Raw genomic sequence first — 20112 nt, forward strand, 5'->3', positions numbered from 1 at the left:
CCCCTCCCGCCCCACCCCCCTCCGCGCTTCATCCCTGGTCATACGGCCTCTGCACACCGGTGTCTGATCCATGTCTGCGCCAAGAGAAGGACCGCACCGCTGGCGGTGTGGACATCTTGGCCAATGAGATGTGGCCACCTGGTCCGGTGTCAGTGCGGCGACTGGCGGACACCCTAGGAATATCAGTCGACTTCCTGTCCGCAGCAGTTCGTGAAAGTTGCTCGCGGCGCAGGATTCACGGGCTCATTCTCGGTGATTGGAGTGCCGCATGACATCCCCCGCGAATCAGCAGGGAAAACAGAGCAATAAGATCGGCCCGGGCGGGTGGGAGCTCTTGACCCTGGGCTACGCGAATCGCTTCCCGACATGGGATTCGGAGTTCCGGTACGACGGGCGACTTCGCGTTCCAATGGGCGCGAAGATCAAGGAGATCAAATACGCCGACGGCGGTGACGGTAATGCCGACAGGCGCGCCGGCGAGGTGCGGCGCGGCCAGATGGGGACCGGGGAGGAGTACGAGATCATCGACCGTGCCTTCCTCGACGACGCCGATCTCCTCACCTTCACTCTGCGCGGTGATGCAAACGGCAACGCGGACAGGCCCGGCATCTGGAAGATGCGCGTCGACGTACGACTCGACGACGGCTCGGTACTCACCGCCGAACCGGAAGTAGAGGTGATGCGGAGCGAGGGGTCGGACGCCACCAGGCCGTTCGTCCGCCTGCCGTATGACAACCACTGGGGCGGCAATCCCAACAGCCAGGCCGGGTTCGGCTACGTCGCGGACGACGGGATCATTCCCGGGGACAAGCTCATCATCGATCTGGTCGACCCGCTGGTGAGCAACGACACTCCCGGGTCCGTCTTCTACCAGCTCGTGCACGAGGACGGCACCCCTTCGGCCTACACCCCCGAACCCGAGCAGTTGCACGTCACCAGCCACAAGAGCAGCAGCACGGCCCACAGGACGACGCTGCCTCCTCTCAATCTGAGGCAGAAGGGCGACAAGCCGGGGTACTACCGCTTCCTGGTCTGGCCGCAGTCTGTGAATCCCAAGTACAGCGCGGACCCCAGCGACCCCGAGGCGGCGTCCCAGATCGGTAGCGTCTACTACCGCTACTCGGCATGTGGCGGTGCCCCCGCTTCCACCTTCACGGTGTCACCGGGCGGGCCGCCGGATGTGACGCTGACTCCCGGCGGCGGGGTCGGGTACCCGGGCGTGCGCCTCCAGGCGACGGCGGGTGAGACATTCCCGGAGCAGACCGTCCGTGTCAGCCTGCCCAGGGACAAAAAGCTCAAGTTCGTCGCGGAGAGGGGCTCCACATACCTGCTGACCGTCCAAAACTCTCAGGGGACGGTGCAGCACTATCCGGGCAGCCTGTCCGCAGACGGCCAGACCCTCACCTTCCAACGCGTCGGCCTCCTGCTGACCGGAGCAGGTATGGAAGCCAGCATGTGGGTGGCGGTGCAAGCCACCGGCTCCGCGCCGCAGGGGACCACGCGGTTGACCTTCCAGGTCGGCGGCCAGACCTCGCCGTCCTCCGCCATCCACGTCGTCCCCGCCGGGGCTTAAGAGACGGACAGAGTGGCTGCGGCCTTCTGACCGCACTGCCCTGTGACGCCACAAGCCGAGCACACGAGCGGCGCCGTTGTGCGGCATCCGGCCGCACGGCGGCGCCGCTTGAGCTCCTCGCACTTCTCGCAAGGTTCCCGCCCGATTGGAGACCCGCCTCGGTGAAGACAAAGCCGTTCCGAACCGCCCTGGCCACGCTGTCCGGCCCGCGGAGTCTGTCCATCATGGCCAGGGTGTACGGATACCCCCCCACCCACAACGCAGGGTCGGAATGGATGCTTCATTCCATGCTCCGTCCGCTGGTTACCCGCGGTCACCGCGTAACGGTCTGGCTCTCGCACCCCGGCAACATGAGGGAGAGTTACGACATCGACGGGGTGCGCGTCATCCCTTACCAAGAAGGCAGCAACTTTGCCTACGAGGCCCTGGCATCAGACGTCCTCCTGTCGCAGTTCGAGAACGTTCCCCTAGTTTCCGGTCTCGCCCGACCTCGCGGGATTCCCGTCGTCGTAATCTGTCACGACAACTTCAACCAGAGTTTCCGTGACGCAGCTGGCGCCGATCTCGTCGTCTACAACAGTGAATGGGTCAAACGCGACAGTGAAATCTTTTATGCGCACTATCCCACGGAGTGGCTTCCCAGGAACTCGATCGTCGTCCGCCCGCCAGTAATCGCTGTGGAGTACCGTACCCAACCGGGTCAGTGCGCGACTCTGGTCAACCTGAACCCGGATAAAGGCGGCGACATCTTCTGGCAGATCGCCGCATGGTCACCGGAGTGGCGCTTCCTTGGAGTCCGCGGAGCCTATGGAACTCAGCTAACACCGCCGACACCGCTGCCCAACTGCGAGGTCATCGACGGAGTGGACGGGAAAAACATGCGCACGCACGTGTACGCCCGCTCACGCGTGATGCTAATGCCCAGCATCTACGAATCGTGGGGCCGCGTAGCGGTCGAGGCATGCGCCTCCGGCATCCCTGTTATTGCCCACCCCACCCCGGGGCTGGTCGAATCGCTCGGCTCGGCCGGGATTTTTGCCTATCGCGACGACCTCAATGCCTGGACTCACGCCCTGCAGTCCCTGCGCGATCCGGATGCCTGGAAAGAGGCGTCTCGTCGCGCCAAAGCCCGCTCTGACGAATTGAGCGCGACGGCCGACCTGGACATCTGGTGCGACGCCATCGAGTCCCTGAGCTACGGAAAACGAAGAACTGCCGTTCGCTCGGTAATTTGAACAGAGCAGACCTTCACTGCGCGATATCCGTTGCGGATGTCACACAACGGTAGCCTGCCGCAGGCAGGCCGCCTGATGCGCTGTAAACCCACAATTGGCCCCGGTCGGCCCGAGGCCCCCCCGCACAGAACCTGACCACCAAAACCAAGGAGACTCGGCAGTGCCAATCCCAGTGATGAGTGACATCCTGAACGTAGAGCTGGCTCGCATGCGCGACGCCTGCCAGCGTAGTGCTCTCGACCTACTGGAAACCGGGTGCATCCGGAACACTGCCCCTGGACACCGCCTCGCTGACGGTTGGTCAACCCTGATCTTCGCAGAGCACGTCAAAGCGCACAGCGGAAGCACCACCTCAGTTGACCTGGACACCGCGCAAGCCAAAGCCGTGCTGGCTTCCGAGTGCCTAGCCGCTCAGGTGCAGTTTATCGAGGGCCACTCCGTTGAGATACTCGGCGCGCTACGGGAACAGGGGAAGACGTACGACATCGTCCTGCTTGACTCCGCGAACGACCCGGAACTCACCTTCAAGGAGTACCAGATCGCCGCCGACATGGTACGCAGACCTAACCTAGTAGTGGTTGACGACGTCAAATACTACTCGGATTCACACGGTGTCAAAGGAGACGTACTTCTCCCGTACCTTCAGTCAAAGGGAATCGAATTCCGAGTGAGGCGCAGATGGGGAGGTTCCGGCTGGATCGACGTTATTCTTTTCGAGTCTCCTACATGAGAGAGGCGACTCTCGTCACCAAGTGGTAAACTCGTCGCGGATCCGCGAACGCGTCCTCGCCGGCGACCGCATCATGGGCTTCGGTCACCCCGTCTACCGCACCGAGGACCCCCGCTCCCGGATGCTCCGCGAGATCGCCCAGGACTTCGGCGGCCCACGGGTCGAGTTCGCAGTGGAGGTCGAACGCCGTGTGGAGGCGATCCTCGCCGAGCTGAAGCCCGGCCGCGAACTGCACACGAACGTCGAGTTCTACGCGGGCGTGGTCATGGAGCTGTGTGGTCTGCCGCGCGAGATGTTCACGCCGACGTTCGCCGCGGCGCGGGTCGTGGGCTGGAGCGCCAACATCCTGGAACAGGCGGGGACTCGAAGATCATCAGGCCGGCGGCGCGGTATGTGGGGCCGGGAGCGCCGGTGCGGGTGCCGCAGGCGGCCTGAGAGACGCGTGTGGCCTGGTGCCGTTCTGGCGCCAGGCCTCATCGGTGGGGACCGAGCAGTGACGGGGTGCCGGCTGCTCGCCGGATCGCCGGCCGACTCGCTCAACGGTTGTGCGCGGCCGGGGGAGGGTGGTGACGGTACGGGTCTGGGGTGGACGCGTGCTCGTGCGGAGGTCTCAGGCGTCGGGGATGTCGGCCTTGGCGCGGATGAGCGTCTCCCGGCTGACGACGACGATGCGCTCGTAGTCGGCGCGGGCGGCATCGGCGGGCAGTTCCGACTCAAGCGCCTCGGTGGCCTCGGTGCCGATGACGGCGAAGTTGCCGTCGCTGAGTTCGAACACGTCCGGGCAGGTGGCTCCCGAACTACTGCCCCGGGCGCTGGGAGGCACACCGATGCGGCGCACGATCTTCAAAGGTACCGGTCCTTAGGAACAAAGAGCTGGGCATACTGGTGGGAGGCACGTTACTGGTGTTTCTCGGTCCCCCGGGGCTTGACGCCGAAAAGTCACCCACTCGCGCCCTCACTGTTCTGTCCGTTGACCGCCTCGGGCTCGCGCGCGCCGGTCAGTCGGTCGGCGGCTCGCCGACGACCCACCATTCGTCCGTGTCCGATTCGTCGAGGTCCCGGACGAGCCCGTCCACCATGTGCCCCAGCTGGGCCTCCACGGACGACTCGTCCAGGCTGGCCCGCATGTGCCGCGACGCCTCCCAGTACTCACGGAAGACCGGACTCTGGAAGAACTCCCGCAGACGTGTGTACAGCTCCTCCCGGTCCAGAAGTTCCGCCTGGTAGAGGTGGTAGAGGTGGACGTACCAGGCGTTGGCGTAGAAGAACTGGCGACGCCGCTCCGCCGGGATGCCCTGGTCGTAGGTGTCGATCACCGCGGCGAGGGAGGGATCGTCGATCGCCCTCGCCAGCAACTCCCAGTGCATGCGTTGCTGATGGGCCAGAGCCGTTCGCCGGATCGCCAGTTCCTCCAGCTCCAGCCGCCTCTCGTGCAGACGTGCCTTCTCCGACCGCCATTGATGCGCTGCCAGCGTCACGGTGGTGGCAGTCAGGAAAGTGAGCGTGGCGGAACCCAGCCTCCGTGCAAGGCGCTTCTGTGTGGCCATGTCAACCCCCGAATCAGGCGGCCGTCCGCCGGTCGTCGGGGTGCGGGTCGACGGGAGGGGACCGGCGAGCGGTGGGCGGCGCTTGCCGTCTCCCAGAGTGCCGAGCGGCTCTGATCGGCGGGGAGGCGGAGAGGAGGCGCACGGAGGGAAGCGAGGGTCGCACACTCCGGCGCCTTGCCCAACGTCTGCCCGGCAAGCGCTGCTAACAATCGTTCACTTCGCGGGGTTTCTTCCGGCTCGTATCCTGGGTCGGCATTCAACCCTCGTACGTGCGCCGAGCCGCGAGCCGGTGCACCCGTCGGCGTGAGAAAGGTCGCACGTTGAGTCAGCAGAGCCCCGGACCACAGCAGATTCCGGTCGTCGTGCTCGCCGGATTCCTCGGTTCCGGCAAGACGACGCTGCTGAACCATCTCCTCCACCGCAGCGGAGGCACCCGCATCGGCGCCGTCGTCAATGACTTCGGCGCCATCGAGATCGACGCCATGGCCGTCGCCGGAGCACTCGGCGACTCCACCGTCTCGCTCGGGAACGGCTGCCTGTGCTGCGCGGTCGACGCCAGTGAGCTGGACATCTACCTGGAGCGGCTCGCCCGGCCCGCCACCGGCATCGACGTCATCGTCATCGAGGCCAGCGGACTGGCCGAGCCCCAGGAGCTCGTGCGCATGGTGCTCGCCAGCGAGCACCCGGGCATCGTGTACGGCGGGCTCGTCGAGGTCGTCGACGCCGCCGAGTTCGACGACACGCGCGCGAAGCACCCCGAGATCGACCGGCACCTCGCCCTCGCCGACCTCGTCGTGGTCAACAAGCTCGACCGGGCGGCGAACGGTGAGCGCGTCCTCGGGCTGGTCCGCGACCTCGCCGACCGCGCCGCCGTCGTCCCCGCCACCTACGGCCGTATCGACCCCGAGTTCCTCTTCGACTGCCGGCCCAGCGAGGAGCGCATCGGGCAGCTGTCCTTCGACGACCTGCACGAGCACGACGAGGACCACACCGGCCATCTGCACACCGGCTACGACAGCCTGTCCTTCGCCTGCGAAGTCTCCCTCGACCCGCGCCGGTTGATGGAGTTCCTGGACAGCAGGCCCGAGGGCCTGTACCGCATCAAGGGGTACGTCGACTTCGGACCGTACGACGTCCACAACCGCTACGCCGTCCACGCCGTCGGCCGGTTCCTCCGCTTCTACCCGGAGCCCTGGCCGCCCGCCGACGCACGCCTCACCCAGCTCGTGCTCATCGGCTCCGGCATCGACGCGTCCGCTCTCGGCAAGGAGCTGGAGGCGTGCAAGAGCGACGCCCCACACGCCGACGAGCACGGCATGTGGGGCGTTCTGCGCTACGTACAGGACCCGGAGGAGTACGCACAGACCCCCGAGGAAGGGGCCTTCCCGGAGCCCTAGACCGCCCCGGCCACCACCGCCACCGTCTTCGGCAGCGACACGCCCGAGCCGTCGCGGCGCGGGTCGATGTCCGGGAGTTCGGCCGGGGAGCCGTTCTTCTGCGCGGCGCGTGCCGGGGCGGCGCCCGCCCAGGCCAGGGCCAGGCAGTCCTCGCCCTTCAGGAACCGCTGGCAGCGCACACCGCCCGTGGCGCGGCCCTTGCGGGGGTACTGGTCGAACGGGGTCAGCTTGGCCGTCGTCTGGACCGAGTCGTCCAGCGTGCCGCGCGAGCCCGCGACCGTGAACACCACCGCGTCGGCCGCCGGGTCCACCGCGGTGAAGGAGATGACCTTCGCGCCCTGAGCGAGCTTGATGCCCGTCATACCGCCGGCGGCACGGCCCTGCGGGCGGACCTGCGAGGCCTGGTAACGCAGCAGCTGAGCGTCGTCGGTGATGAAGACCAGGTCCTCCTCACCGGTGCGCAGCTCGACCGCGCCGACGATCCGGTCGCCCTCCTTGAGCGTGATGACCTCCAACTCCTCCTTGTTGGACGGATAGTCCGGCACCACACGCTTGACGACGCCCTGTTCCGTGCCGAGCGCCAGACCCGGGGACGACTCGTCCAGCGTGGTCAGACAGACCACGGTCTCGCCGTCCTCCAGGGTGACGAACTCCGACAGGGGCGCGCCGCCCGAGAGGTTCGGCCTCAACGCCGTCTCCGGTAGCTGCGGCAGATCGACGACGTTGATGCGCAGCAGGCGGCCCGCCGACGTCACCGCGCCCACCTCACCCCGGGCCGTGGCCGGCACCGCCGAGACGATCACGTCGTGCTTGGCGCGCTTGGCCTCGCCGTCCTCCGCGAAGGGATCGCCGTTCGCCGTACGGGCCAGCAGACCCGTCGAGGACAGCAGGACCCGGCACGGGTCGTCCGCCACCTGCAGCGGCACGGTGGCGGCCGGGGCGCCCGCGGACTCCAGCAGGACCGTGCGCCGCTCGGTGCCGAACTTCTTGGCCACCGCGGCCAGTTCGGAGGAGACCAGCTTGCGCAGTTCCGTGTCCGACTCCAGGATCCGGGTCAGCTCGGCGATCTCCTCGTTCAGCCGGTCCTTCTCCGCCTCCAGCTCGATGCGGTCGTACTTGGTGAGACGGCGCAGCGGCGTGTCGAGGATGTACTGGGTCTGGACCTCGCTCAGCGAGAAGCGCTCCATCAGGCGCTCCTTGGCCTGCGCGGAGTTCTCGCTGGACCGGATCAGACGGATGACCTCGTCGATGTCCAGCAGCGCCGTGAGCAGGCCCTCGACCAGGTGCAGGCGGTCGCGCCGCTTGCCGCGCCGGAACTCGCTGCGCCGCCGTACGACCTCGAAGCGGTGGTCGAGGTAGACCTCCAGGAGCTCCTTGAGGCCGAGGGTGAGGGGCTGGCCGTCGACCAGCGCGACGTTGTTGATGCCGAAGGACTCCTCCATCGGCGTCAGCTTGTAGAGCTGCTCCAGGACCGCCTCGGGCACGAAGCCGTTCTTGATCTCGATGACCAGACGCAGGCCGTGTGCGCGGTCGGTGAGGTCCTTGACGTCGGCGATGCCCTGCAGCTTCTTCGAGCCGACCAGGTCCTTGATCTTGGCGATCACCTTCTCCGGGCCGACCGTGAAGGGCAGTTCGGTGATCACGAGGCCCTTGCGGCGCGCCGTGACGTTCTCCACCGACACCGTGGCGCGGATCTTGAAGGTGCCGCGGCCCGTCTCGTACGCGTCCCGGATGCCGGACAGGCCGACGATCCGGCCCCCGGTGGGCAGGTCGGGGCCCGGGACGTGCTTCATCAGGGCGTCCAGATCCGCGTTCGGGTGGCGGATCAGATGGCGGGCGGCCGCGATGACCTCGGCGAGGTTGTGCGGCGGCATGTTCGTGGCCATGCCGACGGCGATGCCGGACGCGCCGTTGACGAGGAGGTTCGGGAAGGCGGCGGGCAGGGCCACCGGCTCCCGCTCCTGGCCGTCGTAGTTGGGGACGAAGTCGACCGTGTCCTCGTCGATCGACTCGGTCATCAGGCTCGTCGCCGCGGCCTGCCGGCACTCGGTGTACCGCATGGCGGCCGGCGGGTCGTCGTTGCCGAGCGAGCCGAAGTTGCCGTGGCCGTCGACGAGCGGGACGCGCATCGAGAAGGGCTGGGCCATGCGCACCAGGGCGTCGTAGATCGACGCGTCGCCGTGCGGGTGCAACTTACCCATGACCTCGCCGACGACGCGGGCGCACTTCACATAGCCGCGGTCGGGGCGCAGGCCCATCTCGTTCATCTGGTAGACGATGCGGCGGTGCACCGGCTTGAGGCCGTCGCGGGCGTCCGGCAGGGCCCGGGAGTAGATGACCGAGTACGCGTACTCGAGGAAGGAGCCCTGCATCTCGTCGACGACGTCGATGTCGAGGATCTTCTCCTCGTACGAGTCGTCGGGCGGTGGGGTCTTCGTGCTGCGGCGGGCCATCGCTGCCGGCTCCTTAAGTTTCTGGTCGCTCGAGCGTTTGACGGGTCTGACGCGGACCATTGTGGACCGTGGCACTGACAACCACCGACCAGGATCCGATGTCGGTCTCCCGCCGGCGTCCGAGAAGTGTCGCCGATGCCTGCCTCTCCCCGCACATGGCGTCGGCGGGTTCGGTACCGACCGCACCCACGGACACCGCTCGATCCACCGGCAGCCGACCGCCCGGTTCCCGTCGGAGCCGCGACGGCCGACCCGTGTTGATTGCCGTCGGAGCCGCGACGGCCGACCCGTGTTGGTTGCCGTCGGAGCCGCGACGGCCGACCGTGTTGGTTCCCCTCGGGGTCGTGATGGCCGACTCGTGTTGGTTGCCGTCGGGGTCGTGATGGCTAGCTCGTGTCGGTCCCGGTCGGGGTCGTGATGGCTAGCTCGTGTCGGTCCCGGTCGGGGTCGCGACGGCCGACCCGTGCCGATTCCCGTCGGAGTCGCGATGGCCAGCCCGTGCCGGTCCGCGTCCGCGCCGCGACGGCAAACCCCCGCCGACCCCGCCCGCGCCGCGACGGCAAACCCCCGTCGACCCCGTCCGCGCCGCGACGGCAAACCCCCGCCGACCCCGTCCGAGCCCCGACGGCAAACCCGCGCCGCCCCGCCCTTCACTCCCCGGAGTGATCGGCGGGCGCGAGGTCGCCGAGGCGTACCTGCCTTCACCGGTGCCGGTCGCCGCCCGCACGCTGCCGTACGACGGCACGCGCGCGTGCGATGCGGTCGGCCCGGCACCGACCGCCGACGCCGCAAAAGACAGGGTCATCGCAGGCGCGGCCGGAGCGCGCACGCCCCCCTCGGCGGGACCGCGGAGCGGTCCGGCGAGCCGGGCCGATGCCACGCCCCTGCGGCCGGCCCGCGACGCGCGACGACTGTCGGGCGGGCCGGGCGTTCTGACCGGGAACTTCGCCGACCCTTCGGACGCTGCATACAGTGGCAGGAGCTGAGCATGAACCACTCGACACAACGCAGCGCACGCGACCGGAAGGACACCTTGCCCATGGGTCACACGGCCACACCGGAGGCACAATCCGGCGGCCTCACCGCGACCGAGCACCGCCTGGCCAACGGCCTGCGCGTGGTGCTCTCCGAGGACCACCTCACGCCGGTCGCGGCGGTCTGCCTCTGGTACGACGTCGGCTCCCGTCACGAGGTCAAGGGCCGTACCGGACTCGCCCACCTCTTCGAGCACCTGATGTTCCAGGGCTCGGGGAGCGTGAAGGGCACGGGTCACTTCGAGCTCGTCCAGGGCGCGGGCGGCTCGCCGAACGGCACGACCAGCTTCGAGCGCACCAACTACTTCGAGACCATGCCCGCCCACCAGCTGGAGCTCGCCCTCTGGCTGGAGGCCGACCGCATGGGCAGCCTCCTGATGGCGCTCGACCAGGAGAACTTGGACAACCAGCGCGACGTCGTCAAGAACGAACGCCGCCAGCGCTACGACAACGTCCCGTACGGCACCGCCTTCGAGAAGCTGACCGCGCTGTCCTACCCGGACGGACACCCGTACCACCACACGCCGATCGGCTCGATGGCCGACCTGGACGCGGCCAGCCTGGAGGACGCCCGCGCGTTCTTCCGCACCTACTACGCGCCCAACAACGCCGTCCTGTCGATCGTCGGCGACATCGACCCGGAGCAGACGCTCGCCTGGGTCGAGAAGTACTTCGGCTCGATCCCGGCCCACGACGGCAAGCCCGAGCCGCGCGACGGCTCGCTGCCCGAGATCATCGGCGAGCAGTTGCGCGAGGTCGTCGAGGAGGCCGTCCCCGCGCGCGCGATGATGGCCGCCTACCGGCTCCCGAACGACGGCACGCGCGAGTGCGACGCCGCCGACCTGGCGCTCACCGTCCTCGGCGGCGGCGAGTCCTCCCGTCTGTACAACCGGCTCGTACGGCGCGACCGTACGGCCGTGGCGGCCGGGTTCGGCCTGCTGCGCCTGGCCGGGGCGCCCTCCCTGGGCTGGCTGGACGTGAAGACCTCCGGCGACGTCGAGGTCCCCGTCATCGAGGCGGCCGTCGACGAGGAGCTCGCCCGCTTCGCGGCGGAGGGCCCCACCGCCGAGGAGATGGAGCGCGCGCAGGCCCAGCTGGAGCGCGAGTGGCTGGACCGGCTCGGCACGGTCGCCGGCCGCGCCGACGAACTGTGCCGCTACGCCGTCCTGTTCGGCGACCCCCAGCTCGCGTTCACCGCCGTCCAGCGCGTCCTCGACGTCACCGCCGAGGAGGTCCAGGCGGTCGCCAAGTCCCGTCTGCGCCCCGACAACCGCGCGGTGCTCGTGTACGAGCCGGTCGCCGGCGAGGCCGACGATCCGGCAGCCGCCGAGGGCGCCGCACCCGCCGAGACCACCGACGAGAACGAGGAGTCGGCGCAGTGACCGAGCTCGCCAGCATGGAGTTCCACCCGCAGCCCCAGGCCGGCGAGGCCCGGCCCTGGGCGTTCCCGGCACCCGAGCGCGGCAAGCTGGACAACGGCCTGACGGTCCTGCGCTGCCACCGCCCCGGCCAGCAGGTCGTCGCCGTCGAGGTGCTCCTGGACACGCCCCTGGACGCCGAGCCGAAGGGCCTCGACGGCATCGCCACGATCATGGCGCGCGCCCTGTCCGAGGGCACCGACAAGCACACCGCCGAGGAGTTCGCCGCCGAACTGGAGCGCTGCGGCGCCACGCTCGACGCGTACGCCGACCACCCCGGTGTGCGCGTCAGCCTCGAAGTGCCCGTCTCCCGCCTGCCCAAGGCGCTGGGCCTGCTCGCCGACGCCCTCAGGGCGCCCGCGTTCGACGACGCCGAGGTCGAGCGCCTGGTCCACAACCGGCTCGACGAGATCCCGCACGAGCTGGCCAACCCCTCGCGCCGTGCCGCCAAGGAGCTCTCCAAGGAGCTGTTCCCGGCGACCTCGCGCATGTCCCGCCCGCGCCAGGGCACCGAGGACACGGTCGCCGGCATCGACTCCGCGGCCGTACGCGCCTTCTACGAGCGGCATGTGCGCCCCGCCACCTCCACCGCCGTGGTCGTCGGCGACCTCACCGGCGTCGACCTGGACGCCCTGCTCGGCGACACCCTCGGCGCCTGGACCGGCTCCGCGGCCGAGCCCCGGCCGGTCCCGCCGGTGACCGCCGACGACACCGGCCGCGTCGTCATCGTGGACCGCCCCGGGGCCGTCCAGACCCAGCTGCTGATCGGCCGCCTCGGCCCCGACCGGCACGACCGCGTGTGGCCCGCGCAGGTGCTCGGCACGTACTGCCTGGGCGGCACCCTCACCTCCCGCCTGGACAAGGTCCTGCGCGAGGAGAAGGGCTACACCTACGGCGTGCGCGCCTTCGCGCAGGTCCTGCGCTCGGCCCCGGACGGCACGGGCGCGGCGATGCTCGCCATCAGCGGCTCCGTCGACACCCCGAACACCGGCCCGGCGCTGGACGACCTCTGGAAGGTTCTGCGCGGGGTCGCCGCCGAGGGGCTCACCGACGCCGAGCGGGACTTCGCCGTGCAGAACCTCGTCGGGGTGGCACCGCTGAAGTACGAGACCGCCGCGGCCGTGGCGAGCACCCTGGCCGACCAGGTCGAGCAGCATCTGCCCGACGACTACCAGGCGACGCTGTACCAGCAGCTCGCCGCGACCGGCACCGTCGAGGCCACCGCGGCGGCCGTGAGCGCCTTCCCGGTGGACCGCCTGGTGACGATCCTCGTCGGCGACGCGTCGGCGATCCGGAAGCCCGTCGAGGCCCTCGGTATCGGCGAAGTCACCGTGGTGGCAGCCGAGTAGAAGGCCGTACCGCGGCACGCGCGCGCAGGGGCCCTGGTGACGACAGAGTCACCAGGGCCCCCTTTATGTCCGAATTGAGGGAGAGGTTACCTGTCTGCCCTGTGGGATGCGCTACAAAAGCCGTGACGCGTTTGGGGATTGAAAGTGGCCCCGTTTAGCGTCTTCCGGGCTGTCCGTCAGGCAGTGCGCCGCGCCCGCGGCACCGGACAGCCATCGCCGAGTCCCCGTACGGCGCGAGCCAGGGGAGCCGGGGACCCACACCAAGTCCCTGGGGTGAATCGGACGCCCGCGCGTGCAAGCGAGGGGGTCCGTAGGAGACCTTCCTGCTCCGAACCCGTCAGCTAACCCGGTAGGCGAGAGGGAAGGAAAGGACCAGCCACTACATGGCGTTCACCTGCGCCACCGGGAAGAAGCGCCCCACCGGGAAGCACCGTCGTCCCGGCCGCTTCGAGCGCACCACCGCCCGCGCGGCGGGCGTCGCCGCTCTCACCGCCACCGGCGTCATGGGCACCCTGGCAGCCCCGGCGCTCGCCGCCGAACCCGCTGCCGAGCAGACCGGCCTCATCCCCGTCATCGCCGCCGGCGACTCGATCGCCGAGCAGATCGACGCCCAGGCGGCCGCGCAGGAGCAGGCCGCCAAGGAGGCGGAGGCCAGGAGGAAGGCCGCCGAGGAGGCCGCGCGCAAGCGTGCGGCCGAGAAGGCCGAGAAGGAGCGCGAGGCCAAGGAGCGCGCCGCCCGCGAGGCCGAGCGCAAGCGCCTGATGTCCTACGTCGCCCCGATATCCGGCTCGTACGTCTCCACCGGCTACAAGGCCGGCGGCGCCGTCTGGTCCTCCGGCAGCCACACGGGCGTCGACTTCCATGCCGCCAGCGGCACCTCCGTCCACGCGGTCGGCGCCGGCACCGTCGTGGAAGCCGGCTGGGGCGGGGCGTACGGCAATCAAGTCGTGATCAAGTTGAACGACGGCACGTACACCCAGTACGGCCACCTGTCGTCCATCGGCGTCTCGGTGGGCCAGACCGTCACCCCCGGCCAGCAGATCGGCCTCTCCGGCGCCACCGGCAACGTCACCGGACCGCATCTGCACTTCGAGGTCCGCACGACCGCGGAGTACGGCTCCGACATCGACCCCGTCGCCTACCTCCGCTCGCACGGCGTGAACGTCTGACGCCCGCACCGCACCGACCGAAGCCCCGGCTCGTAGAGCCGGGGCTTTCGGCGTTTCAGTCGACCGGTTGACCAAGAGCGGCTGTCCAAAAAATATCCATGGATTCCGACCTGCCGTCGGAAATTCCGGCCGGTTGCCATAGAGTCACTGAACACACGTCATTCGTCGACGTTTCACGGGGATTAAGGCGGAGGTCGGTCATGCGTATTCCGGCGCACTCGGTATGCACGGCGATCCGGGACGACATCGTCGCAGGTGTCTACGAGCGCGGCAGCCGGCTCACCGAGGAACTCCTCGCGCGCCGCTACGGCGTCTCCCGCGTCCCCGTGCGGGAGGCCCTGCGCACCCTGGAGGCGGAGGGTTTCGTGGTGACCCGGCGGCACGCGGGCGCGTGCGTCGCCGAACCGACCGAGCAGGAGGCCGCCGACCTGCTGGAGATGCGCACGCTCCTGGAGCCGCTCGGCGCCTCCCGGGCCGCCCAGCGGCGCACCGAGGCCCACCTGAAGGTGCTGCGCGGCCTCGTCCGGCTGGGCCAGGAGCGGGCCAGGCGGGGCAACAGCGACGACCTGCGCTCCCTGGGCGGCTGGTTCCACGAGACGCTCGCCCAGGCCTCCGGCAGCCCCGCCCTGTCCTCGATGCTCACCCAGCTGCGCCACAAGATCGCCTGGATGTACGCCGTGGAGTCGCCGGCCGACCCCGTGGAGTCCTGGACCGAGCACGGCGCGATCGTCGACGCCGTGGCGCGCGGCGACGGCGAGCGCGCGCGGGCGATCACGACCCTGCACACCGAGCGCTCGCTCCCCGCGCACCGGCTGCGGTTCGGCTCCGGACAGGATCGCGCGGAGCGTGTGAGGAATTCGCAACATGCCGTAAACATGCCGAGCCTGCGACATTAACACGGGCGCCGTATACAAAGAGCAGATATTCGGTGGCCGGGAATTTCCGCTGCCCTTTTTCAGGTCTGCCGAGAATTCAAGTGGTCGCCCGTCCGAAAACAGCGAAGCCGCGTCGACCGAAAAGGCCGACGCGGCTTCACCGTTTGCCGCGGAGATCCGCGCAGGTCGTTCAGACCGTCTCGGGCAGCTCCTCAAGGCCCTCGGAGACCAGCTTCGCCAGACGGTCGAGGGCGGCGTCCGCACCCTCGGCGTCGGAGGCGAGGACGATCTCCTCGCCGCCCTGGGCGCCCAGGCCCAGGACGGCCAGCATGGAGGCCGCGTTGACGGGGTTGCCGTCAGCCTTGGCGATCGTCACCGGGATACCTGCGGCCGTGGCGGCCCGGACGAAGATGGAAGCGGGGCGGGCGTGAAGGCCCTCGGCCCAGCCGACGTTGACGCGGCGCTCAGCCATGTGTTGCTGCCCTTCGGTGTTCAGGGTTGTCTAGACCAGTTTCCCACACGCGTGAAGCATGCCGGGAGGGACAAAACGTCCCTCCTCAGGTGACCGTCGGGTCGCGGCCTCGACCCGACATACGTCCTCCACAGACTGCCCCGCGCCGTTGTCGGACGCGAGCCGTACTCTGGGGCCCATGCAGACCTCGTCGGACCGGCACGAGTACCCCGCCCACTGGGAAGCCGACGTGGTGCTGCGCGACGGCGGCACCGCACGCATCCGCCCCATCACCGTTGATGACGCCGAGCGCCTGGTCAGCTTCTACGAGCAGGTGTCGGACGAGTCGAAGTACTACCGCTTCTTCGCGCCCTACCCGCGTCTGTCCGCGAAGGACGTCCACCGCTTCACGCACCACGACTTTGTGGACCGGGTGGGACTCGCGGCCACGGTGGGCGGCGAGTTCATCGCAACCGTACGCTACGACCGAATCGGCGCCGACGGAATGCCCGCGTCGGCACCCGCCGACGAGGCCGAGGTCGCCTTCCTCGTCCAGGACGCCCACCAGGGCCGCGGCGTCGCCTCCGCGCTCCTGGAGCACATCGCCGCCGTCGCGCGCGAGCGCGGCATCCGGCGCTTCGCCGCCGAGGTGCTGCCCGCCAACACCAAGATGATCAAGGTGTTCACGGACGCCGGGTACACCCAGAAGCGCAGCTTCGAGGACGGCGTCGTACGCCTGGAGTTCGACCTGGAGCCGACCGACCGCTCGCTCGCCGTGCAGTACGCGCGCGAGCAGCGCGCCGAGGCGCGGTCCGTGCAGCGGCTTCTGGTGCCCGGCTCCGTCGCCGTCATCGGCACCGGCCGCAGCCCCGGCGGGGTGGGCCGCGGCGTCCTGGGCAACATCAGGGACGCCGGGTTCACCGGGCGGCTGTATGCCGTGAACAGGGCCTTCCCGGACGATCTCAAGGAGCTCGACGGAGTGCCGGCGCACCGCTCCGTGCGGGACATCGACGGGCCGGTCGACCTCGCGGTGGTCGCCGTGCCGGCCGCGTACGTCCCCGAGGTGGTCGCCGAGTGCGGCGAGCACGGTGTGCAGGGGCTGGTCGTGCTCTCCGCCGGGTACGCCGAGAGCGGGCCCGACGGGCGCGAGCGACAGCGGGCACTCGTACGGCAGGCGCGCGCGTACGGCATGCGCATCATCGGCCCGAACGCCTTCGGGATCATCAACACGAGTGCGAGCGTTCGCCTGAACGCCTCACTGGCGCCCGAGATGCCCCGCCCGGGCCGGATCGGCCTGTTCGCGCAGTCCGGCGCCATCGGCATCGCGCTCTTGTCCCGGCTGCACCGGCGGGGCGGCGGGGTCACCGGGGTCACGGGCGTGTCGACCTTCGTCTCGTCCGGCAACCGCGCCGACGTCTCCGGCAACGACGTCCTTCAGTACTGGTACGACGACCCGGACACCGATGTCGTACTGATGTATCTGGAGTCCATCGGCAACCCGCGCAAGTTCACCCGGCTCGCGCGGCGCACGGCGGCGGCGAAGCCGTTGGTCGTGGTGCAGGGCGCGCGGCACGGCGGCGCGGCGCCCCAGGGGCACGCGGTACGGGCCACACGGCTGCCGCACGCCACGGTGTCCGCGCTGCTGCGGCAGGCCGGGGTGATCCGGGTGGACACGATCACCGAGCTGGTGGACGCGGGGCTGCTGCTCGCGCGTCAGCCGCTGCCGGCCGGCCCGCGGGTGGCGATCCTGGGGAACTCCGAGTCGCTGGGGTTGCTGACGTACGACGCCTGCCTCTCCGAGGGGCTGCGGCCGTTGCCGCCGCTGGATCTGACGACGGGGGCGTCGGCGGCGGACTTCCACGCGGCGTTGTCGCGCGCGCTGGCCGACGAGACGTGCGACGCGGTGGTCGTCACGGCGATACCGGCGATCGGGGACGCCTCGACCGGCGACGCCGAGCTGGCGCAGGCCCTGAGGTCGGCGGCCGAGCGGGTGCCCGGGAAGCCGGTGCTGGTGGTGCACGTCGAGCTCGGAGGGCTCGCGGAGGCGCTGTCGGCCGCGGCGAGCACGGCACCACAGGCGGTCACGACGGCGCCCGGCCTCGCGAGCCGCGCCCACCCGTTCCGCCCCCTGGACTTCCCGGCCGACCCGCAGCCCGGACAGCCGGACCCCGCAGAGGACGCCCCCCGCCTCATCCCGGCCTACCCCGCCGCCGAGCGCGCCGTCCGCGCCCTCGCCGAAGCCGTGAACTACTCCCAGTGGCGCCGCGAGGCAGCCGACCCCGGCAAGGTGCCCGAGTACGAGGACATCGACGAGAGGGGGGCCGCCCGGCTGATCGACGGGCTGCTCGCGCGCGGGCAGGGGCTCACGCTCGGCACGGACGAGACCTGCGACCTGCTCGGGAAGTACGGCATCCAGGTGCACCGCGCCCTGCACGCGCCCACCCCCGACGCCGCCGCCGACGCCGCCCGCGCCCTCGGCTACCCGGTCGCCCTCAAGGCCACCGCCCCCCACCTGCGGCACCGCGCCGACCTCGGCGGGGTACGCCTCGATCTCGCGGACGAGGAGCAACTGCGCCGGGCGTACGCCGAGTTGACCGACCTGTTCGGCAAGCCGGAGGAGCTGCGGCCGGTCGTGCAGGGCATGGCACCGCGCGGCGTCGACACCGTCGTACGGGCCGTGATCGACCCGGCGGCCGGCGCCGTGCTGTCCTTCGGGCTGGCCGGAGCCGCCTCGCAGCTGCTCGGGGACATGGCGCACCGGCTGATCCCGGTCACCGACCGCGAGGCGACCTCGATCGTCCGCTCGATCCGGACGGCGCCGCTCCTCTTCGGCTGGCGCGGCTCCGCACCCGTCGACACCCCTGCCCTGGAGGAGCTGCTGCTGCGGATGTCGCGGCTGGTCGACGACCACCCGGAGGTCGTCGCGGTCACCCTGGAGCCGGTCGTCGTCGCCACCCACGGCCTGAGCGTGCTCGGCGCCTCCGTACGCCTCGCCCCGCCCCCCGCCCGCGACGACCTCGGCCCCCGGACCCTGCCGACGTACTGAGACCGCCGCGAGCGGTGCCTCGCAGTCAGTGGGCCCCCGTAGGATGGGCGTCATGGCCAAGACCAGTACGACGACCCAGGGGCTGCGTGCGGCGATCGAACGCAGCGGCTACTACCCGGCCCTCGTGGCCGAGGCGGTGGAGGCCGCCGTGGGCGGCGAGCCCATCCGGTCGTACCTGGTCCATCAGGAGACGACGTTCGACCAGAACGAGGTGCGACGGCACGTGACCGTGCTCGTCCTCACCGGCAACCGCTTCATCGTCAGCCACACCGACGAGCAGGCCGCCGACAACACCTCCCCGACGCCGTACGCCACGACGTCCACGGAGTCCGTGAAGCTCGGCCGGATCTCCTCAGTCGTCGTCAGCCGCGTCGTCGCCAACCCGGAGCAGTACACACCGGGCACCCTGCCCCGCGAGGTCGTGCTGACCATCGGCTGGGGCGCCGTCTCCCGCATCGACCTGGAGCCCGCCGCCTGCGGCGACCCCAACTGCGAGGCCGACCACGGCTACACGGGCAACTCCACGGCGGACGACCTCAGCCTGCGCGTCAGCGAAGCCGGTGACGGCCCGGAGACGGTGCGCCAGGCGCTCGCCTTCGCGCAGGCCCTCTCCGAGGCGACCGCGGACATCGCCCCCTGAGATGATCCAGTCCACCGCCTGGGACTCCCACCCGGAACCCCTCGCCGTCGCCTCCGCGCCCGCCCCCGAGTACGGCAGCGGCTCGCTCGCCGATCTGCTGCCCACGCTGGCCGCGGGCATGGCCGTACCGGACATGACCGCCGCGATCCCCGAGCTGACCGCCGCCGACCGGAACTGCGTGTTTTTGATCGACGGCCTCGGCTGGGAGCAGCTGAAGGCGCACCCCGAGGACGCGCCCTTCATGACCTCGCTCCTGAGCAGCTCGCGCGGCGGCACCGGACGCCCGATCACCGCCGGCTACCCGGCGACCACCGCGACCTCCCTCGCCTCCGTCGGCACCGGCCTGCCGCCGGGCGCGCACGGCCTGCCCGGCTACACCGTGCGCAACCCGGAGACCGGCGAGCTGATGAACCAGCTGCGCTGGCAGCCGTGGACGGCGCCGCGCGGCTGGCAGCCGTATCCCACCGTCTTCCAGCTGGCGCACCAGGCTGGCGTGCACGCCGCCCAGGTGTCGTCGCCCACCTTCGAGAACACCCCGCTGACCAAGGTCGCGCTCAGCGGCGGAACGTTCGTCGGGCGGCTGACCGGCGAGGACCGCATGGACCTCGCGGCCGAGCAACTGGCCGCGGGCGACCGCTCCCTCGTCTACACGTACTACGCCGAACTCGACGGCGCCGGTCACCGCTTCGGCGTCGACTCGGACACCTGGCGCGGCCAGCTCATGTACGTCGACCGGCTCGTCCAGCGCCTCGCCGAGCAACTGCCGCCGCGCAGCGCGCTCTACGTCACCGCCGACCACGGCATGCTCGACGTGCCCTTCGACGAGCAGCACCGCATCGACTTCGACGAGGACTGGGAGCTGCGCGCCGGCGTCGCCCTGCTCGGCGGCGAGGGCCGGGCGCGGCATGTGTACGCGGTGCCGGGCGCCGAGCAGGACGTCCTGACCTGCTGGCGGGAGGTGCTCGGCGAGCAGTTCTGGGTGGCCTCCCGGGACGAGGCGATCGCGGCGGGCTGGTTCGGGCCGCGGATCGACGAACGGGTGTACGGCCGGATCGGCGACGTGGTCGCGGCCGCGCGGGACGACGTTTTGATCATCGCGTCCGAGCGGGAGCCGAAGGAGTCGGCGATGGTCGGCAACCACGGTTCGATGACCCCCGCCGAGCAGCTGGTCCCCCTGCTCGAAGTACGCTCCTGA

Annotated in this window: 15 protein-coding genes, 1 pseudogene and 1 riboswitch; of the genes and pseudogenes, 12 read left to right on the forward strand and 4 right to left on the reverse strand. The window is 70.1% G+C overall.

Annotated features, from left to right (window positions below; translation table 11 throughout):
* Positions 1–268 precede the first annotated feature (268 nt).
* The 4 genes and pseudogenes from AQI70_RS14055 to AQI70_RS37395 form a co-directional block, all read left to right on the forward strand.
* Entirely contained in the window at positions 269–1573 is a 1305-nt protein-coding gene (locus tag AQI70_RS14055) for a hypothetical protein (protein WP_062148604.1), read from the forward strand.
* Positions 1574–1860: 287 nt separating this feature from the next.
* A complete protein-coding gene (locus tag AQI70_RS14060) occupies positions 1861–2808 on the forward strand; it encodes a glycosyltransferase family 4 protein (RefSeq protein WP_244181630.1) in 948 nt (315 codons plus the stop codon).
* Between the two features lie 175 nt (positions 2809–2983).
* On the forward strand, positions 2984–3538 hold the full coding sequence (locus tag AQI70_RS14065) for a class I SAM-dependent methyltransferase (protein ID WP_062148606.1): 555 nt from the start codon (positions 2984–2986) through the stop codon (positions 3536–3538).
* A gap of 40 nt (positions 3539–3578) precedes the next feature.
* Positions 3579–3973 (forward strand): annotated as a pseudogene (locus tag AQI70_RS37395) (citrate/2-methylcitrate synthase); the annotation flags it as partial.
* 175 nt (positions 3974–4148) lie between these two features.
* Here AQI70_RS37395 and AQI70_RS14075 read toward each other — a convergent pair.
* A complete protein-coding gene (locus tag AQI70_RS14075) occupies positions 4149–4385 on the reverse strand; it encodes a hypothetical protein (RefSeq protein ID WP_086025935.1) in 237 nt (78 codons plus the stop codon).
* Between the two features lie 151 nt (positions 4386–4536).
* The gene (locus AQI70_RS14080; protein WP_244181631.1) at positions 4537–5016 is read right to left on the reverse strand and encodes a DUF6082 family protein; all 480 of its coding nucleotides are present in this window, start codon (positions 5014–5016) and stop codon (positions 4537–4539) included.
* A gap of 389 nt (positions 5017–5405) precedes the next feature.
* Here AQI70_RS14080 and AQI70_RS14085 point away from each other — a divergent pair, with 389 nt between their 5' ends.
* Positions 5406–6482, forward strand: a complete 1077-nt coding sequence (locus AQI70_RS14085) for a CobW family GTP-binding protein (RefSeq protein ID WP_062148615.1) — start codon at positions 5406–5408, stop codon at positions 6480–6482.
* Here the strand turns inward: AQI70_RS14085 and AQI70_RS14090 are convergent.
* Positions 6479–8935, reverse strand: a complete 2457-nt coding sequence (locus AQI70_RS14090) for a DNA gyrase/topoisomerase IV subunit A (RefSeq protein ID WP_062148618.1) — start codon at positions 8933–8935, stop codon at positions 6479–6481. The genes AQI70_RS14085 and AQI70_RS14090 overlap by 4 nt on opposite strands.
* A 1039-nt stretch (positions 8936–9974) precedes the next feature.
* Here AQI70_RS14090 and AQI70_RS14095 point away from each other — a divergent pair.
* The 4 genes from AQI70_RS14095 to AQI70_RS14110 all read left to right on the forward strand — a co-directional run bounded on the left by AQI70_RS14095 (position 9975) and on the right by AQI70_RS14110 (position 14801).
* The gene (locus tag AQI70_RS14095) at positions 9975–11351 is read left to right on the forward strand and encodes a M16 family metallopeptidase (RefSeq protein ID WP_208607374.1); all 1377 of its coding nucleotides are present in this window, start codon (positions 9975–9977) and stop codon (positions 11349–11351) included.
* On the forward strand, positions 11348–12736 hold the full coding sequence (locus tag AQI70_RS14100) for a M16 family metallopeptidase (protein WP_062148624.1): 1389 nt from the start codon (positions 11348–11350) through the stop codon (positions 12734–12736). Before AQI70_RS14095 ends, AQI70_RS14100 begins: the two co-directional genes overlap by 4 nt.
* Before the next feature lie 204 nt (positions 12737–12940).
* Positions 12941–13107: riboswitch (cyclic di-AMP (ydaO/yuaA leader) on the forward strand.
* Positions 13108–13119: 12 nt separating this feature from the next.
* On the forward strand, positions 13120–13905 hold the full coding sequence (locus AQI70_RS14105) for a M23 family metallopeptidase (protein ID WP_062148627.1): 786 nt from the start codon (positions 13120–13122) through the stop codon (positions 13903–13905).
* Positions 13906–14105: 200 nt separating this feature from the next.
* On the forward strand, positions 14106–14801 hold the full coding sequence (locus AQI70_RS14110) for a GntR family transcriptional regulator (RefSeq protein ID WP_062148631.1): 696 nt from the start codon (positions 14106–14108) through the stop codon (positions 14799–14801).
* 169 nt (positions 14802–14970) lie between these two features.
* On the opposite strand, the gene AQI70_RS14115 is transcribed toward AQI70_RS14110, so the two are convergent.
* Positions 14971–15252 (reverse strand): HPr family phosphocarrier protein, encoded by a 282-nt coding sequence (locus tag AQI70_RS14115; RefSeq protein ID WP_016432192.1) that lies wholly within the window; start codon positions 15250–15252, stop codon positions 14971–14973.
* A 178-nt stretch (positions 15253–15430) separates the two neighbouring features.
* Here AQI70_RS14115 and AQI70_RS14120 point away from each other — a divergent pair, with 178 nt between their 5' ends.
* The 3 genes from AQI70_RS14120 to AQI70_RS14130 are packed head-to-tail and all read left to right on the forward strand — an operon-like array spanning position 15431 to position 20112.
* On the forward strand, positions 15431–18277 hold the full coding sequence (locus tag AQI70_RS14120) for a bifunctional acetate--CoA ligase family protein/GNAT family N-acetyltransferase (protein ID WP_062148634.1): 2847 nt from the start codon (positions 15431–15433) through the stop codon (positions 18275–18277).
* A 43-nt stretch (positions 18278–18320) separates the two neighbouring features.
* Entirely contained in the window at positions 18321–18917 is a 597-nt protein-coding gene (locus AQI70_RS14125) for a DUF5998 family protein (RefSeq protein ID WP_062148637.1), read from the forward strand.
* 1 nt (position 18918) lies between these two features.
* Positions 18919–20112, forward strand: a complete 1194-nt coding sequence (locus AQI70_RS14130; protein ID WP_062148639.1) for an alkaline phosphatase family protein — start codon at positions 18919–18921, stop codon at positions 20110–20112.

Origin of the sequence: Streptomyces curacoi (assembly GCF_001513975.1) — a bacterium.
GTDB lineage: Bacteria > Actinomycetota > Actinomycetes > Streptomycetales > Streptomycetaceae > Streptomyces > Streptomyces curacoi.

Coding starts and splice junctions, on each gene's coding strand:
- AQI70_RS14095 (WP_208607374.1), top strand. CDS start 9,975: ATGGGTCACACGGCCACACCGGAGGCACAATCCGGCGGCCTCACCGCG.
- AQI70_RS14110 (WP_062148631.1), top strand. CDS start 14,106: ATGCGTATTCCGGCGCACTCGGTATGCACGGCGATCCGGGACGACATC.
- AQI70_RS14125 (WP_062148637.1), top strand. CDS start 18,321: ATGGGCGTCATGGCCAAGACCAGTACGACGACCCAGGGGCTGCGTGCG.
- AQI70_RS14055 (WP_062148604.1), top strand. CDS start 269: ATGACATCCCCCGCGAATCAGCAGGGAAAACAGAGCAATAAGATCGGC.
- AQI70_RS14065 (WP_062148606.1), top strand. CDS start 2,984: ATGAGTGACATCCTGAACGTAGAGCTGGCTCGCATGCGCGACGCCTGC.
- AQI70_RS14120 (WP_062148634.1), top strand. CDS start 15,431: ATGCAGACCTCGTCGGACCGGCACGAGTACCCCGCCCACTGGGAAGCC.
- AQI70_RS14115 (WP_016432192.1), bottom strand. CDS start 15,252: ATGGCTGAGCGCCGCGTCAACGTCGGCTGGGCCGAGGGCCTTCACGCC.
- AQI70_RS14130 (WP_062148639.1), top strand. CDS start 18,919: ATGATCCAGTCCACCGCCTGGGACTCCCACCCGGAACCCCTCGCCGTC.
- AQI70_RS14060 (WP_244181630.1), top strand. CDS start 1,861: ATGCTCCGTCCGCTGGTTACCCGCGGTCACCGCGTAACGGTCTGGCTC.
- AQI70_RS14090 (WP_062148618.1), bottom strand. CDS start 8,935: ATGGCCCGCCGCAGCACGAAGACCCCACCGCCCGACGACTCGTACGAG.
- AQI70_RS14105 (WP_062148627.1), top strand. CDS start 13,120: ATGGCGTTCACCTGCGCCACCGGGAAGAAGCGCCCCACCGGGAAGCAC.